The following is a 15,464-nucleotide window of genomic DNA, read 5'->3' as shown; positions in this document are numbered from 1 at the left end:
GTTAAGGAAGGAAGGGAAGTTGGTTTGAAAATTCATATAATTGTTTCCAGTCTGTAGTAGTTACGATACAATTGAATTGTTAACGTTTGTAAAAAGGGGATAGAAATATGTCACATCATATTTTATTAGTTGAAGATGATATCTCAATTCAAGAGATGGTGGAAAAGTATTTAATAAAAGAGGGCTTTCAAGTTACAATCGCGTCTGATGGAGAAGAGGGAGTAAATACATATTTAAAAGGTTCATTTGATTTGATTATCCTCGACATTATGATGCCAAAGCTAGATGGCTTAGAGGTTGTACGAATCATTCGAGAAAAAAGTGCCGTTCCAATTTTAATGATGTCAGCAAAAGATACAGATGTTGATAAAGCTGTTGGATTAGGACTTGGGGCAGATGATTACATTTGTAAGCCATTTTCTATGATTGAATTAGCTGCACGTGTAAAAGCGGGTATTCGGAGGTCTACAAAATATTCGACTACGGAAACAACAGAAAAGATGATTCAGATTGGTGATTTAACAATCGATCCAATTAATTTTACTGTAGAAAAAAACGGGAACCCTCTCAAACTTACTTTAAAAGAATTTGAGATTTTAAAACTGTTCGTAAAGAATCAAAATCGTGTATTTACAAAAGCACAAATCTATACGTTAGTTTGGAATGAAGAGTATTACGGTGATGATAACGTTATTAATGTTCATATGAGAAGATTGCGTGAGAAAATTGAAAGTGATCCATCTAATCCAGAATATATTAAAACGTTATGGGGCATCGGCTATAAGTTGGAAGTGATGTAATATGACCAATCTGTTAATGGGCATTATTTTTATATTGTTATGTATCATTTACATACAATATAAGATGAGAAAAAATAGTAGCAAAAACTTAAGATACACATATGAAAAATTAGAAAGTATTGTAAATGAAAAAACAGGCGAGACGTTACTCGTTATGACAGATGATCTAGAATTGCAAAAATTATTAGTGGCAATTAATCAATTATTAGATGCAAAACAGAAAACGAATGCAGATCATGCAAAAGTAGAAATTTCGATGAGAAAAATGCTTTCAAATATTTCGCATGACTTGAAAACACCACTAACAGTTATTCTTGGATATACAGAAATGTTAAATAAGGATAAAACGATAAATGAAGAAGAACAGAAAATATTACTTGAAAAGGTTCATATAAAAACGCTGGAAGTGATGGAACTAATTCATAAGTTCTTTGATTTAGCAAAATTAGAATCTGGTGACAAGGCAATAGAGATAACAAAAGTAAATATGAATGAAGTTTGCCGTGAGAAGATTTTATCTTTTTATGATTTAGTGACGACGAAAGGATTTCATGTTCATATTGATATACCTGAAAGAAATATATATGCACTTGGAAATACAGAAGTATTAGGCAGAGTGTTAAATAATTTAATATCAAATGCAATTACATATGGAGAGGCTGGAAAGACACTCGGTATGACGTTAAGAGATGATGAAACGAGTGTGTATATAGACGTATGGGATAAAGGAAAAGGAATTGATGAATCTCATATTGATAAAGTGTTTGAGCGTATGTATACACTTGAAGACTCAAGAAATAAATTGTACCAAGGAAGCGGCCTGGGATTAACGATTACGAAAAGGCTTGTGGAAGCGATGGATGGAAAGATTCATCTTTCTAGTAAGCCATATGAAAAAACGATTTTTACAGTTGTATTAACAAAGATGAAGTTTTAGCTTGTAGAGAAGTAAATTCTACAAGCTTTTTTTTCAGCGTAAGGAATTTGTAAGGAACGAGTAAGAAAAAAGAGATTTCCGTTTTCTATTATAGAAATATAGAGCAGCGCGAAAGGGGAAAATGACATGACATATATATTAAAAACGAACCAGTTAACGAAAGTGTTTAAAGGAAAAGAAGTTATTTCTAGCGTTAACATGCATGTGAAAAAAGGAGAGATATACGGTTTCTTAGGACCGAATGGTGCTGGTAAAACAACAATTATGAAAATGATTGCAAATTTAATAAAACCGACGAGCGGCGATATTGAAATTTTCGGTGAGAAGTTAACAGACACATCTTATGAAGTATTAAAAAGAATGGGAACAATTATCGAATATCCAATCTTTTATGATAAATTAACGGCGAAGGAAAACCTAGAATTACATTGTGAATATATGGGCTATTACGATAAAAACGGCATTGATCATGCTTTACATTTAGTGAAACTACACGGCATAGACAATAAAAAAATAAAAGATTTTTCATTAGGGATGAAACAACGACTCGGTATTGCAAGGGCAATCGTGACAAAGCCAGAATTGCTCATTTTAGATGAACCAATTAACGGTTTAGATCCAATTGGTATTAAAGAGTTACGAGACTTATTTAAAATGCTCTGCAAAGAATACGGTATTACATTATTAGTTTCTAGTCATATTTTAGGTGAGATGGAACTAATGGCGGATACAATTGGTGTGATTCAAAATGGAAAACTAATAAAAGAAGTTTCAATGAAGAGTATTAACGGAAAACAAACAGAGTACATTGAAATCACTGTTCCTGATGTGAAACGTGCAGCTTATATTTTAGAAGATAAACTTGGTATAAAAAACTACAAAATAATGAGTGGAACCATGATTCGTGTGTATGATACGGCAGTGTCTCAGCAAGCCATTTCAAAAGCACTTATTATGAATGATGTGGAAATTGAAAGTATTAATAAGAAACATAGTTCCTTAGAGGAATATTTCTTAAATGTAATGGGTGGAGAGGGCATTCATGCTTAATGAATTGTGGCTGAACCTGGTAAGTGGATTAATCGTAATGTTTATAAGTGGAATTTTATATTATAGGAAACCAGAGCGGAAATGGTTGTTAATTCTACTAGTGATAGGAATGTTAAGCGTAGTTACTGCTGGAATTAGAATGTTAGCAGTGTAGAGACAGGTATATAAAGAATGGAGGCGTGGTTTATATGTTTAAATTAATGAAGCTCGAATGGAAGAAACATCAATTATCTAGTTACTTTAAAAGTGTAGCAATTTGTATTATAGCAATTTTCGCTGTAGTAAGCCTTATGGCATTGGGAATGAAAGCCGAGGGAGACGTGCTCTTCTCTGACTTCACACAGAACATGGCTTTAGCAAATATTTTTATTAGGATAACATTCATTATTTTTAGTTCGGTCATTTTATCACGTTTAGTAATTGATGAGTATAAGAACAAAACGATACAACTATCATTTATGTATCCGCTACAAAGGAAAATGCTAATGAGTGCGAAATTAACAATTGTTTTTTGTTTTTGTTTTGTGAGCACGATTATCGCGACTTTCATTATTAGTTTGCTCGTATATTTTGTGAGTCCAATGATGGGACTGATTGAAACACCTGCTACGATAGGTGAAATAATAGCTATCGTTCCAGGTACTATTATAAGTGCATTTATGATATCTGGGATAAGTTTAATTCCTTTGTTTTTTGGAATGAGAAAGAAATCGACACCGACAACGATTACTTCGGCAGTAATAATTGGTATGGTGATTAGTGGTAACTTTGGTTCTGGAAACGGTCAAGTAAGTATGTTTGATTTTATAGCTATCCCAATCGTGCTCTGTTTATTAGGAATTTTCATTAGTTATCTATCGTTTCGTAAAATCGACAAGATCGATGTGGCGTGAAGCAAGCCTAAAACAAAAAACGAACTGGGGTATGAATGGTGAAAAAAATAATAGTAATTGCAATATTATTCATTACAATTGCTAGTATAGTTTTTGGTATTAAGGTATTTCAGGGGAAAGATTTTAAGAAAGAAAAGTCTTTTGAAATCAATAATATAAAAGAAATAGAAGTAGACAATGAAAACTGGGATATTGAATTCAAAAGTACAGACGCTAATAAAATAGTAATTTCCGCTCAAGGTGAACAAGCAGATAAAGAGATAGATCCCGTCAAAATAGAAAATGATGAAAATAAACTTGTGATTAAGCAAAAACAAAAGGTGAACAGATTTTTTTATGGTTTTACGTTTAGGAAGAAAAATAGTATATCTATAGCTATTCCGAAGAAAGAAATAGATAAAATTGTATTAAATAATAAATCGGGTGATGTGAAAATAAACGATATAGTAGTAAAAAGCATCGTGACAAGAGGCAAATCTGGAGATGGAATGATTACAGGACTATCGGCAGAGAAGGGTGAATTTACATCCGAAAGCGGGGATTTAATGTTAAAAGATAGTTCATTACAAGAAGTAAATATAACTTCCACTACTGGTGATAATTATGTAAAAAATGTAAAAAACGAAAATATGAACATCACTTCAACATCTGGGGAAGTATTACTGAAAGATATGACAGAAGGAAAATCATTATTTGTAGAAACAAAATCAGGGGATATTGGCGTACGGTATAAAGGTGTCCCGGCATCATTGAAGCTTATGGCTAAAAGTAATTCGGCTGACGTAATAGTGGATTTAAAAGGATTTAAGAAAGATAAAAGTACAGAAAAAATAAAAGTAGGAACCATTGGTGAGGCAAAAAATGAAGCGAAGATTTTAAATGAAACAGGAGTCATTTATATTGATTAAATCTTAGGAGGAAGGAGGACACTATCATGCTACATTTAATGAAGCTAGAATTGAAAAAGTTTAAGCTTGGTTGGTACGTGAAGAGAGCAATTATTGCAAATATTGTTATACTGGCATTAATGATCTTTGTGAGCATCATCGCTCAAGTAGAAGGTGATGCAGAAATAAGGAATCCAGAGACGATATTGTTAATGGCTAGCACAATAGTAAGAGCAACGTTTATTGTTTTTGGTAGTGTATTAATCGCAAGGCTAATAATTGGTGAATATAAAAATAAAACAATACTACTTATGTTTTCTTATCCTATTAATCGGAAGAAATTGATGATTAGTAAGTTGGCTATTGCAGCAATAGTAACATTTATAACAGTTATTGTATCTAACATTTTAGTAGTAGGAGTTTTCTTTGGTATAGATAGTTATTTTTCAATTCTTCCTAATTCATTTACAGTAGATCAATTGATGCAAGAAGGAATAAAACTGGTTCCTTTAGCCGTTGCAACTGCGGGAATGAGTTTAATCCCATTATATTTTGGAATGCGTAAACGTTCAGTGCCAACTACAATTGTTTCATCTCTTATCGTTGTATCAATTGCAATGAATGGCAACCCAATGTTTCCTATAGCAACTTTTCTTCCCCTTCAACTAGCACTCGCAGCAATTGGAGTTGTGATTGCATATTACGGAATTAAAAATATAGAGAAGGAAGATATAACTGTATGACAAGAATAAGAAAAAAGAGTTGGCGTTACACCAACTCTTTTTTGTATATGTATGCTTCGTTACTACTCTGTAAATTTAGAGTGTGTGCTTAAATACTCTTGCACTCCTGGAGAAATGTTAAAGTTATTAGGACTTTTATATTCGATAGTAAACTCTCCGTCGGTACTTGTTTCAAAGGAGATTGCATGGCTATTCATTTTAGCATCGTAAGAAGTATTTTTGACTTCTGCATCTAGATTAAAATATTTTGTAATATATTCTTTTGATTCCGTAATTGCTGCTTGTTTTCCCCAAGGGGTGCCATAATAGGTGAAATAAAGAGATACACTAATCACTCCAATAATAGAAGTTAGTAAAATAGTTCCCATAGCTATTTTTTTATTTTTTGTATTCAATTTGGTTACTCCTCTTCGTAATATATATTCATTTTAATCTATCTTTTCCATAAAACAACCATTTAGAAAAAATAGTTTCACATGAAACAAGTTACAGAAAAAGACAAGATGTGTAAACACCTTGTCTTTTTTGTTTTTACATTTTAGGAACTTCCATTCCAGCGGCAGCCCATTCTTCTTTTGCAGGACCATATACGCCAGGAACTGTTAAGCCAGCTTGCCTCATTAAAACCGTCATTTGTCCGCGGTGGTGATTTTGATGATTAATAAGTGTCATTAAAAATATAGAATTCGGCATAGGACGACCAAAGAAATCATTAATCGTTGCTAAATCTTTATCATTCCATTCGTTTTGAAGTGCTTCAACGAAAGCTGCATTCACTTTATGGTATTCATCTGCAATTTTTTTTGCAGAAGTTGGAACAGGATAATCTTTCGTTTCTCCTTCAAACTTTAGGCCTGTGCCAGATAGTATAACAGGAATTGCCGTTACGATATGCCAAGCAACTCTTCCTAATGTCCAATGCCCAGGCGCAATTTCTTGTGATAAAGATGCATCGGTTAATGAATTAAGCATTTTCTGAGTAGACTCTGCTTCGTAAGTCCATGATTGAAAGAAGCCTTCAATTGTTTGGTACATTGTTATCCCTCCTATTTTTGTTCATAGATTAAATTCGTGAGAGATAATATAATCCCTGTTCCACAAGAAATAATTAATTAAGTATTTGCTACAATATGAAAACAATTAGAAAATATTTGTAAAAGTGTCAGGAAACGAATGTGTTCATTCGTATATATAATGAATAAAGAAGGGGATAAAGAGTGGTGATAAGGGTGAAGGATATAGAAATAGTAGAAGGTCTTCGAAAACAAGACATGTTAGCATTACATACAGCAATTGATCGATATGGGGATTTAATTTATAAGGTGGTTCATAGTGTTTTAGATACGGCACAGAGCAAGGTATTAGTGGACGAATGTGTTGACGATATTTTATTAATCGTTTGGTACAACATTAGTAGTTATGATGAAAATCGTGGGAAGTTTAGAAACTGGCTTATATCTGTCGCTAAGTTTAAAGCTATTGATTATAAACGAAAAAGTAATAAGGCTTATCAATTACAAGAGCTTCAGCAAGAAATATATGAAGATAGAAAAAATGTCAATTTAACAAAAGAAGAGCGAGATTATAATTTTTACGTTTTAATTAAAGAATTGAATGAAGAAGATAAGAAAATTTTTATAAAAAGGTATTTAGATGAATATAGCGTACAAGAAATAGCGCTTGAATTCGGTATGACACGAGATACGGTATATAGCAGGCTTTCAAGAGGGAGAAAGAAATTGAAGAAGCTGTTGGGGGGGGGAAGAAATGAATAAAGAAAAGTTACTTCAGGAATTAAATAACTTGCAGTATAGCGATAATTTTGTAGATGATTATAGAAATGATGAGAAAATAGATAAAAAGAAAATAAATCGTACAAAAGAAGTTGTAACAAAAACAATTTTAATGAAACGTTGTTATGAGGTTGTACAAGAAGAGTTACAGGGAAGCGAAGAGATTTTATATAGTATGCTTGTCGAAAATCCTCGTGTGAAAAATTGGCAGACAGGCACAGCCATGACATTAGGGGTAGGCGTTCTTGCGATGAACTTCGGTATTAATACTGTGCTAATCGTTACAAATAAACGGTTGTATGTATTTTTTGTGGATCGTTATTATAATGAAGTTGATATAAAAGTATGTGTATTAAATGAAATAGCTTCTATGAGAACAATATTAGACCGTAAAGGTGGGAGTGAATTTCTACATATAAAGTATAAAAATGATAAGGAGTACGTATTATTGGGAAATGCTGATGATTACAGAGAGTTATTTAAAATGGTAGGTAGACTGAAAGTAGCAAATGGAATAGAACTAAAATTACAGGATAAGAAATTAAAGAGAAAGTTAACTTTAAAACGAAGTGTATTCAATATAATCATGTATGCACTTGTTATGTATATTCTGTACAAAGCTTATATTAATTTTATGCCATAATAGGAAAAGACGGCTTCATATATATGAAGCCGTCTTTTAATTAACTTTCTTCCCACTCTTCCTCATCAACCATAAGAAATAAGGTGCCCCAAGTACAGCAACGACAAGGCCAGAGGGAATTTCTTTCGGATATGCGATTGTACGTCCAAGTAAGTCAGCAACAGAAAGAAGGATTGCTCCAAACAGAGCGGAACAAACGAATAATCTTTGATGATTCATACCAACAACAATTCTTGCTAAGTGAGGAGCGACAAGGCCTAAAAAGGCGATTGTACCGACAGCCGCGATATTTATAGATGCAAGAAGTGTCGCTAGTACAATTAGAGCAAGACGCGTTTTATTTACAGGCTGTCCGAGTCCAGTTGCTAAATCGTCTCCAAGTACAAGGACATCAAGTTGTTTCATTAAGAAAAAGATAATTGGTATAAGAATAAGTGATGGATATAGAATGATATTTTCTAAGTGATTCCATCCTCTTGCATACGTACTGCCTGATAGCCATGTTAAAGCAGCAGCAACATTCAAATTCGCTCTAACGATAAAGATTTGAATAATTGCTGAGCCGAGAGCCGAAATACCAATCCCTATTAAAGCAAGAGCTGTTGGACTAAATCCTGCTTTCCATGAGAAGAAGAGGACAATTCCAACTGCAAGTAGTCCGCCGATAAATGCACCAATTGGTAGGAAGAAACCTGGAAGTGCAGGGAAAACATACATAATAGTTAAAGCACCGACACCTGCTCCAGACGAAATACCAATAATCGAAGGGTCGGCAAGTGGGTTTCGTAATATTCCTTGGAAGACAAGCCCACTTATTGCAAGGCATGCGCCAGCAATAGCGGCAACGAGCATTCTTGGTAAACGAAGGTTCATCATCATATTTTTATCAAATTGCGTTAATTGCCCTGTTATAACATTTGTAATGCTTTCGATATAAGCATTACTACCGATTGTAACACCAAGAGCAATCGTCACAATACAAAGCGTGATAGATATGATGATTACCTTTTTATAAGAGTAATAGCGGGAACTAGCTCCAGCTGCATTCGCACCGTTATCATTCATATATTGTTTCGACTTCATCATACGATACACTAAATAAATAAGCCAAGGTGACCCAATCATTGCTGTGACTGCTCCAACAGGAAGTTCTGCACCAGTTGGATCTATTAATCTACCGACGACATCTGCCCCAAGTAATAATACTGCTCCCCATAAGAATGAGGAAAGAAGAAGAGTAAAGTGTTGCCGGTAACCAATAAGGCGCATTAAGTGTGGTGCAACTAAGCCAACAAACCCAATCGGTCCAACGACAGTGACAATTACTGCTGTTAAAAAGATTGCAGCAATGAAGGCGATAAGACGTGTTACTGCTGTTTTTTCACCAAGAGAAACAGCAACATCGTCACCAAGTAAGAGGATGTTGAGTTTACGAGACATAAATAGTAAAACTAGGAAAGAAATAATGATAAATGGAAAAGCAAATTGAACGCCATCCCAGTTATTTTGGATAAGAGAGCCAGCTCCCCATAAAAATAAACCAGCCGTTTCATTTTCATAGAAAAGCTGCATCGTTCCAGTAAAAGCAGAAAGCATTAATGTAACGACCATCCCAGCTAATGCCATTCTAAGTGGGGTTCCCTTTTTCCCACCAGAAATACGGTATACAAATAAAGCAGTAATAGCACCACCGATAAATGTGAAAAGAAGTGAGTTAATTTGCAGACCTTTCGGTAAGAAAATTGTAGCCGCTACTAGAAAGAAATATGCGCCAGAGTGAATTCCCATTGTACTTGATTCAGCAAGTGGGTTTTTTGTTAATGTTTGCAAAATGACCCCAGATGCAGCAAGAGCACCTCCAGCTAAAATAGCAATTACGGCTCTAGGTAATCGAAGCATGATTAAAGTTTGGTGCTCTAGTGATTGGTTCGGTGAGATAAGAGCATCGATAATCATACTATAGGAAATATTTGCTTGACCTTGTCCGATATGAATAAAGAAAAGGAGGAGCAAGAGAGCTGCTCCTCCTCCGAATACAAGACTTGCTCGAAGTGTATGTTGTAAGCTATTCATCGTGTAATCACTTCTTCGCTGTCATTACATCTGCTACTTGTGTTGCTAAAGATTTTGCAGACTCAGGACCACCGAAAATCCAAGTGTCGCCTTTTAATTTATACATTTTGTTTTCTTTTTTGAACTTTAATTCTTCCCAAGCAGGATTGCCTTTTAGTTGAGTGTCAAAAATGTTATCTTCATCCGCTACAATGTAAATGAAGTTTGAATCTTGTACACTTTGTAATGATTCTACAGTTGTTTGTTTGAAACCATCTGCCTCTGATTTACCCGCTTCAAAAGTGTTTGTTAAACCTAATTTTTTTGTAACTTGTAAAGCTGTAGAATTGTCAGTTAAGATGCGGAATGTTGGCACGTTTTTAGCAGTAAATGCTTGTGCCATTGCAATGTTTTTATCTTTTAAGCCTGCTTTGTCAATTTTTGCTTTTGCATCAGCAAATGTTTTATCCATATCAGCTAATACTTTTTTACCTTGTTCTTCTTTTCCAACAGCTTTTGCAATTTGTTTAAATGTTTCTGTCATTTCAGCAAAGTGATCGTTGTTGCTAGTTGATGGATCAAACATAACTGTAGGAGCAATTTGCTCTAATTCGTTTTTAATTGCTTTACCGCGGAATGATGCTGTGATAATTAAATCTGGTTTTAGACGGCTAATTTCTTCTAAGTTTGGTTGTTGACGTGTCCCTACATCTACAACATCTTTACTCGGTTTTGTTTTTGTATTTACCCATTTATTATAATTCTTAATGTCTGCCATCCCTACTGGCTGAACACCAAGTGCTAATAAGTCTTCTGAATATACCCACTCAAGTACAACAACTTTTTTCGCTGGTTTATCTAACTTCGTTTCCCCTTCAGCGTGTTTAATTGTTATAGTTTGATTTTTATTGTCCGCTTTTGTTTCCTTTTTCTCCTCTTTTTGCTGTCCGCATCCAACAGCGAATAGAAGAATTACTATGAAAATACTGAGAATTTTCTTCATCTTCTGCCCCCAAATAAATTATTTAATTTGCAATGTACGATATTGAAAATCGTTATCAATTACAACATCCAAATCATACTATGATGATATTTTAAGTGTCAATATATTTTTAAAATTTTGACGAAAAATAACGAATTATACAGATTTCAATATATGAGGTTGAAATCTATATGTATATGAAAATGCAGAAAAGGAATTTCGTTTAAGCAGGAAGGCGAATGTACAAGCAAAAGGGAAGGGTGTCGCATGTAATAATTATTAGAATGTACGGAATAAAGTATTTCTTTATTATTGGATAGTTGTTTTATAATTCGTTGTTTGTACTGAAAAGATTGAATTTGAAGGAAGGGATCAACATGTCTTCATGGCTCAATAATACAAATGGATATTGTGGGTGTAATAATCAAAATGGTGTACATGTTGATTCATGTTGTTTTAGTTGCGATGGGACAGTACCTAAGCTTGATCCAACAGGTCCAACGGGGGCAACAGGTTCAACAGGAGCAACGGGAGCAACCGGTGATACAGGCCCAACAGGAGCAACGGGAGCGACAGGGATAACAGGAGCAACGGGTCCAACAGGAGCGATAGGAATAACAGGAGCAACAGGTCCAACGGGGGCAACAGGAGCAACAGGAGCGACAGGAGCAACGGGGGCAACAGGAGCGACAGGTTCAACAGGAGCAACGGGTCCGACGGGAGTAACAGGTTCAACAGGAGCAATGGGTCCGACGGGAGTAACAGGTTCAACAGGTTCAACAGGAGCAACGGGAGCAACCGGTGATACAGGCTCAACAGGAGCAACGGGAGCGACAGGGATAACAGGAGCAACAGGAGCAACCGGCACAAGTATAACGGCAACATACGCATTTGCAAATAATACGTCGGGTACAGCAATATCGGTATTACTTGGTGGAACAAATGTCCCGCTTCCAAACAATCAGAATATCGGTCCAGGTATTACAGTGTCTGGGGGGAACACAGTATTTACGGCTGCAAATGCAGGGAATTATTATATTTCATATTCGATTAATATAACGGCTTCATTATTAGTCAGTTCGCGAATTACAATTAATGGGGCACCGCTTGCTGGGACGATCAATTCCCCTGCATTAGCAACCACATCGTTTAGTGCAACAATTATTACGACTCTTGCGGTGGGGAGTGCAATTAGTTTGCAATTATTTGGCTTGTTAGCTGTTGCGACGTTATCAACGACTACTCCAGGAGCGGTATTAACAATTATAAGACTAAGTTAAATAATAACTCTCTTACTCTTTTAAGAGTAAGAGAGTTTGTACATATAATAAGAAGTTAATGAGGTAAAGCATAGTTATATAAAAGTCAGAATATTATGATTGTAACGTTGTTATGACTATAATATAATGAAAACAACCATCATGAATGAACATTCATTTATTTTTTATGTATTTGAAGGGGGAATGAAGGTGGAAAAACCTTGGTTGAAAAGTTATCCAGAGGAAATTCCTAGTACTATTTCTTATGATATTCAGCCACTTCATGGATATTTAGAGAAAATAGCTTCTCGTTATCCAGAAAAGAAAGCGCTTCATTTTTTAGGTAAAGATGTTACATTTTCAGATTTCCATGACAAGGTAAAGAAGTTTGCGAATTATCTGCAAAGGCTTGGTGTTGAAAAGGGAGATAGAGTTGCGATTATGTTGCCGAATTGTCCGCAATCTGTAATCGGTTATTATGGTACTTTGCTTGCGGGGGGGATTGTCGTACAAACGAATCCTCTTTATACAGAAAGAGAGCTTGAGTACCAACTTCATGACTCTGGGGCAAAAGTCATTCTTTGCCTTGATTTAGTGTTTCCGAGAGTTACTAATGTTCAAAATGCCACAAAGCTGGAGCACATTATCGTAACTCGTATTGCAGATTTCTTACCATTCCCTAAAAATTTACTTTATCCATTTGTACAAAAAAAGCAGGCGAATCTTGTTGTGAATGTGTCGGAAAGCGAAACGATTCATCTATGGAAATCAGTAGAAAGGGAAAGTACTGCTGATGTTGAGGTTCCCTGTGATCCTGAAAATGATCTAGCTCTTTTGCAGTATACGGGGGGAACGACAGGATTTCCAAAAGGGGTTATGCTGACGCATAAAAACCTCGTTTCGAACACTTTAATGGGAGCACATTGGTTATATAATTGTAAAGAGGGAGAAGAAGTGATCCTTGGTGTCCTTCCGTTTTTTCATGTATACGGAATGACAGCTGTAATGAATTTAAGTATTATGCAAGGGTATAAAATGGTGCTTATTCCGAAGTTTGATATGAAAATGGTTTTTGAAGCAATTAAAAAACATAAAGTTACACTATTTCCAGGAGCGCCGACCATTTATATTGCTCTATTAAATAGCCCTCTTTTAAAAGAATATGATATTTCTTCTATTCAGGCTTGTATTAGTGGCTCTGCACCGCTTCCTGTAGAAGTACAGGAGGAGTTTGAGAGCGTTACAGGTGGTAAACTGGTAGAAGGTTATGGATTAACGGAGTCATCACCCGTTACACATGGGAATTTCTTGTGGGAAAAACGTGTGCCAGGAAGTATTGGGGTACCGTGGCCAGATACGGAGTCAATCATCATGTCACTTGAAACAGGAGAGGCATTACCTCCAGGTGAAATCGGTGAAATAGTTGTTAAAGGCCCACAAATTATGAAAGGGTATTGGAATAAGCCAGAAGAAACGGCGGCTGTATTGCAAGATGGCTGGCTTCATACAGGTGATGTAGGATACATGGATGAGGATGGCTTTTTCTATGTGAAAGATCGTAAGAAAGATATGATTGTTGCTAGCGGTTTTAACGTATATCCTCGTGAAGTAGAAGAAGTGTTATATGAACACGAAAAGGTGCAAGAAGTAGTGACGATCGGTGTTCCTGATCCGTACAGAGGGGAAACTGTAAAAGCATTTGTTGTTTTGAAAGAAGGCGCTGAATGTTCTGAAGAGGAATTAGATCAGTTTGCACGTAAATATTTAGCGGCTTATAAAGTACCGAAAGTATACGAGTTTAGAGATGAATTGCCGAAAACGACAGTAGGGAAAATTTTGCGCCGCGTCCTAATAGATGAAGAGAAGAGAAAGAATGAGGATGAGCAAACGGGCTAAGGCCCTTTCTTTTTGAAAAAATAGGATTGACACTTTTCTAAATAGTCAGTATTATAAGAATATGAATGACTATTCATTCAGTCATCTTCTTGAAGGGGACAGTAAAGTGAAGAAAAATAGACCGAAATACAATCAAATTATTGATGCGGCAGTCATTGTGATTGCAGAGAATGGATACCATCAAGCGCAAGTTTCTAAAATTGCAAAGCAAGCTGGGGTAGCTGATGGCACGATTTATTTATATTTTAAAAATAAAGAAGATATATTAATATCCTTATTCCAAGAGAAGATGGGAGAATTTGTTGAAACAATTCGTCAAAAAACAGCAGGAATTGAAAGCGCTGTAGCGAAGTTATTCATGTTGGTAGAAACGCACTTCTTGCTGTTATCACAAAATGATCCTCTTGCTATCGTTACGCAATTAGAGCTAAGACAGTCCAATCAAGACTTGCGCCTTAAAATAAATGAAGTATTAAAAGGCTACTTACAAGTTATGGATGAAATTTTAGAGACAGGTATAAAGCAAGGTGAGTTTCAGGCGGACTTAAATGTTCGTGTGGCAAGACAAATGATCTTTGGAACAGTAGATGAAGTTGTGACCAATTGGGTAATGAGCGATCATAAGTATGATCTGGTCGCACTTTCAAAAACGGTACATGGGCTACTTATTGCGGCTTGTGGTTATCGTCAATAATGGGAGGGATCATGTTGAAATTCCTATCTGTAAGAGTTGAAGACCATATTGCGGTGGCGACGTTAAATCACGGGCCAGCGAATGCGATGTCTTCACAAGTTATGCATGACGTTACTGAGTTAATTGATCAAGTGGAGAAGGATGATAACATTCGTGTTGTTGTTATTCACGGTGAAGGGCGCTTCTTCTCAGCTGGAGCAGATATTAAAGAATTTACATCTGTTACTGAAGCGAAGCAAGCGACAGAATTAGCACAGCTTGGACAAGTTACATTTGAGCGTGTTGAAAAATGTTCAAAACCAGTTATCGCGGCAATTCATGGAGCGGCACTTGGCGGCGGCCTTGAGTTTGCTATGTCTTGCCACATGCGCTTTGTAACTGAAAGTGCAAAACTTGGTTTACCTGAATTAACACTTGGATTAATTCCTGGTTTTGCAGGTACACAGCGCTTACCACGTTATGTTGGGAAAGCGAAAGCTTGTGAAATGATGTTAACGAGTACACCAATTACTGGTGCAGAAGCATTAAAATGGGGACTTGTTAACGGAGTGTTTTCTGAAGAAACACTTTTAGACGATACACTTAAAGTTGCAAAACAAATTGCTGGAAAAAGTCTAGCAACAACTCGTGCTGTGTTAGAGTTATTGCAAACGACAAAATCGTCTCATTATTACGAAGGTGTACAGCGCGAAGCTCAAATCTTCGGTGAAGTATTTACGAGTGAAGATGGAAGAGAAGGTGTAGCAGCGTTTTTAGAAAAACGTAAGCCTTCGTTTAGTGGTAGGTAGTTCAATTATTTTTTTAATATAAATTAACAGAATTTTAAAATTGATAG

Annotated in this window: 17 protein-coding genes; 13 read left to right on the top strand and 4 right to left on the bottom strand. The window is 35.7% G+C overall.

The genetic code is table 11. From position 1 onward, the window contains the following. Positions 1-107: 107 nt before the first annotated feature. From BTOYO_RS08940 to BTOYO_RS08915, 7 genes are all read left to right on the top strand, one after another. Complete coding sequence (locus tag BTOYO_RS08940) at positions 108-800, top strand: response regulator transcription factor (protein WP_000018038.1); 693 nt, start codon at positions 108-110, stop codon at positions 798-800. A 1-nt stretch (position 801) separates the two neighbouring features. Continuing rightward, a complete protein-coding gene (locus BTOYO_RS08935) occupies positions 802-1,737 on the top strand; it encodes a HAMP domain-containing histidine kinase (RefSeq protein ID WP_000183220.1) in 936 nt (311 codons plus the stop codon). 126 nt (positions 1,738-1,863) lie between these two features. Next, positions 1,864-2,787 carry an ABC transporter ATP-binding protein gene (locus BTOYO_RS08930; RefSeq protein ID WP_000221074.1) on the top strand — a complete coding sequence of 308 codons (924 nt, stop codon included), beginning with the start codon at positions 1,864-1,866 and terminating at the stop codon, positions 2,785-2,787. Continuing rightward, positions 2,780-2,941 (top strand): hypothetical protein, encoded by a 162-nt coding sequence (locus tag BTOYO_RS27685; RefSeq protein ID WP_000931273.1) that lies wholly within the window; start codon positions 2,780-2,782, stop codon positions 2,939-2,941. Before BTOYO_RS08930 ends, BTOYO_RS27685 begins: the two co-directional genes overlap by 8 nt. Before the next feature lie 34 nt (positions 2,942-2,975). Beyond that, positions 2,976-3,680 carry an ABC transporter permease gene (locus BTOYO_RS08925; RefSeq protein ID WP_000475553.1) on the top strand — a complete coding sequence of 235 codons (705 nt, stop codon included), beginning with the start codon at positions 2,976-2,978 and terminating at the stop codon, positions 3,678-3,680. A 35-nt stretch (positions 3,681-3,715) separates the two neighbouring features. After that, positions 3,716-4,588 (top strand): DUF4097 family beta strand repeat-containing protein, encoded by an 873-nt coding sequence (locus BTOYO_RS08920; RefSeq protein ID WP_000239293.1) that lies wholly within the window; start codon positions 3,716-3,718, stop codon positions 4,586-4,588. Between the two features lie 26 nt (positions 4,589-4,614). Next, on the top strand, positions 4,615-5,310 hold the full coding sequence (locus BTOYO_RS08915; RefSeq protein ID WP_000902921.1) for an ABC transporter permease: 696 nt from the start codon (positions 4,615-4,617) through the stop codon (positions 5,308-5,310). Positions 5,311-5,372: 62 nt separating this feature from the next. Here the strand turns inward: BTOYO_RS08915 and BTOYO_RS08910 are convergent, their stop codons facing one another. Then, the gene (locus BTOYO_RS08910) at positions 5,373-5,705 is read right to left on the bottom strand and encodes a YfjL-like protein (protein ID WP_001093291.1); all 333 of its coding nucleotides are present in this window, start codon (positions 5,703-5,705) and stop codon (positions 5,373-5,375) included. Between the two features lie 136 nt (positions 5,706-5,841). Beyond that, positions 5,842-6,345: a DinB family protein gene (locus BTOYO_RS08905; RefSeq protein ID WP_000284956.1), complete on the bottom strand. Its 504-nt coding sequence runs from the start codon at positions 6,343-6,345 to the stop codon at positions 5,842-5,844. Positions 6,346-6,530: 185 nt separating this feature from the next. On the opposite strand from BTOYO_RS08905, the gene BTOYO_RS08900 reads away from it, so the two are divergent. Both BTOYO_RS08900 and BTOYO_RS08895 read left to right on the top strand, forming a co-directional pair. Further along, the gene (locus BTOYO_RS08900) at positions 6,531-7,085 is read left to right on the top strand and encodes a sigma-70 family RNA polymerase sigma factor (protein WP_033657338.1); all 555 of its coding nucleotides are present in this window, start codon (positions 6,531-6,533) and stop codon (positions 7,083-7,085) included. After that, positions 7,078-7,746, top strand: a complete 669-nt coding sequence (locus tag BTOYO_RS08895; protein WP_001031134.1) for a hypothetical protein — start codon at positions 7,078-7,080, stop codon at positions 7,744-7,746. The genes BTOYO_RS08900 and BTOYO_RS08895 overlap by 8 nt, the downstream gene beginning before the upstream one ends. 36 nt (positions 7,747-7,782) lie before the next feature. On the opposite strand, the gene fhuB is transcribed toward BTOYO_RS08895, so the two are convergent. Together fhuB and BTOYO_RS08885 are read right to left on the bottom strand one after the other, a co-directional pair. Further along, positions 7,783-9,819, bottom strand: coding sequence for a Fe(3+)-hydroxamate ABC transporter permease FhuB (gene fhuB / locus BTOYO_RS08890; RefSeq protein ID WP_001087100.1), 2,037 nt, complete (start codon positions 9,817-9,819; stop codon positions 7,783-7,785). Positions 9,820-9,826: 7 nt separating this feature from the next. Continuing rightward, positions 9,827-10,801 carry an ABC transporter substrate-binding protein gene (locus BTOYO_RS08885; RefSeq protein ID WP_000722817.1) on the bottom strand — a complete coding sequence of 325 codons (975 nt, stop codon included), beginning with the start codon at positions 10,799-10,801 and terminating at the stop codon, positions 9,827-9,829. A 356-nt stretch (positions 10,802-11,157) separates the two neighbouring features. Between BTOYO_RS08885 and BTOYO_RS08880 the strand changes: the two genes are divergently transcribed. The 4 genes from BTOYO_RS08880 (at position 11,158) to BTOYO_RS08865 (ending at position 15,417) form a co-directional block, all read left to right on the top strand. After that, on the top strand, positions 11,158-12,060 hold the full coding sequence (locus tag BTOYO_RS08880; RefSeq protein ID WP_023441080.1) for a BclA C-terminal domain-containing protein: 903 nt from the start codon (positions 11,158-11,160) through the stop codon (positions 12,058-12,060). Positions 12,061-12,249: 189 nt separating this feature from the next. Further along, the gene (locus BTOYO_RS08875; protein WP_000414725.1) at positions 12,250-13,935 is read left to right on the top strand and encodes a long-chain-fatty-acid--CoA ligase; all 1,686 of its coding nucleotides are present in this window, start codon (positions 12,250-12,252) and stop codon (positions 13,933-13,935) included. Between the two features lie 106 nt (positions 13,936-14,041). Further along, positions 14,042-14,629 carry a TetR/AcrR family transcriptional regulator gene (locus BTOYO_RS08870; RefSeq protein WP_000742218.1) on the top strand — a complete coding sequence of 196 codons (588 nt, stop codon included), beginning with the start codon at positions 14,042-14,044 and terminating at the stop codon, positions 14,627-14,629. A gap of 11 nt (positions 14,630-14,640) precedes the next feature. Further along, positions 14,641-15,417, top strand: coding sequence for an enoyl-CoA hydratase (locus BTOYO_RS08865; protein ID WP_000911298.1), 777 nt, complete (start codon positions 14,641-14,643; stop codon positions 15,415-15,417). Positions 15,418-15,464 lie beyond the last annotated feature (47 nt).

Source organism: Bacillus toyonensis BCT-7112, from assembly GCF_000496285.1.
Lineage (GTDB): Bacteria > Bacillota > Bacilli > Bacillales > Bacillaceae_G > Bacillus_A > Bacillus_A toyonensis.
This window is presented reverse-complemented; position numbering and strand designations above follow the sequence as displayed.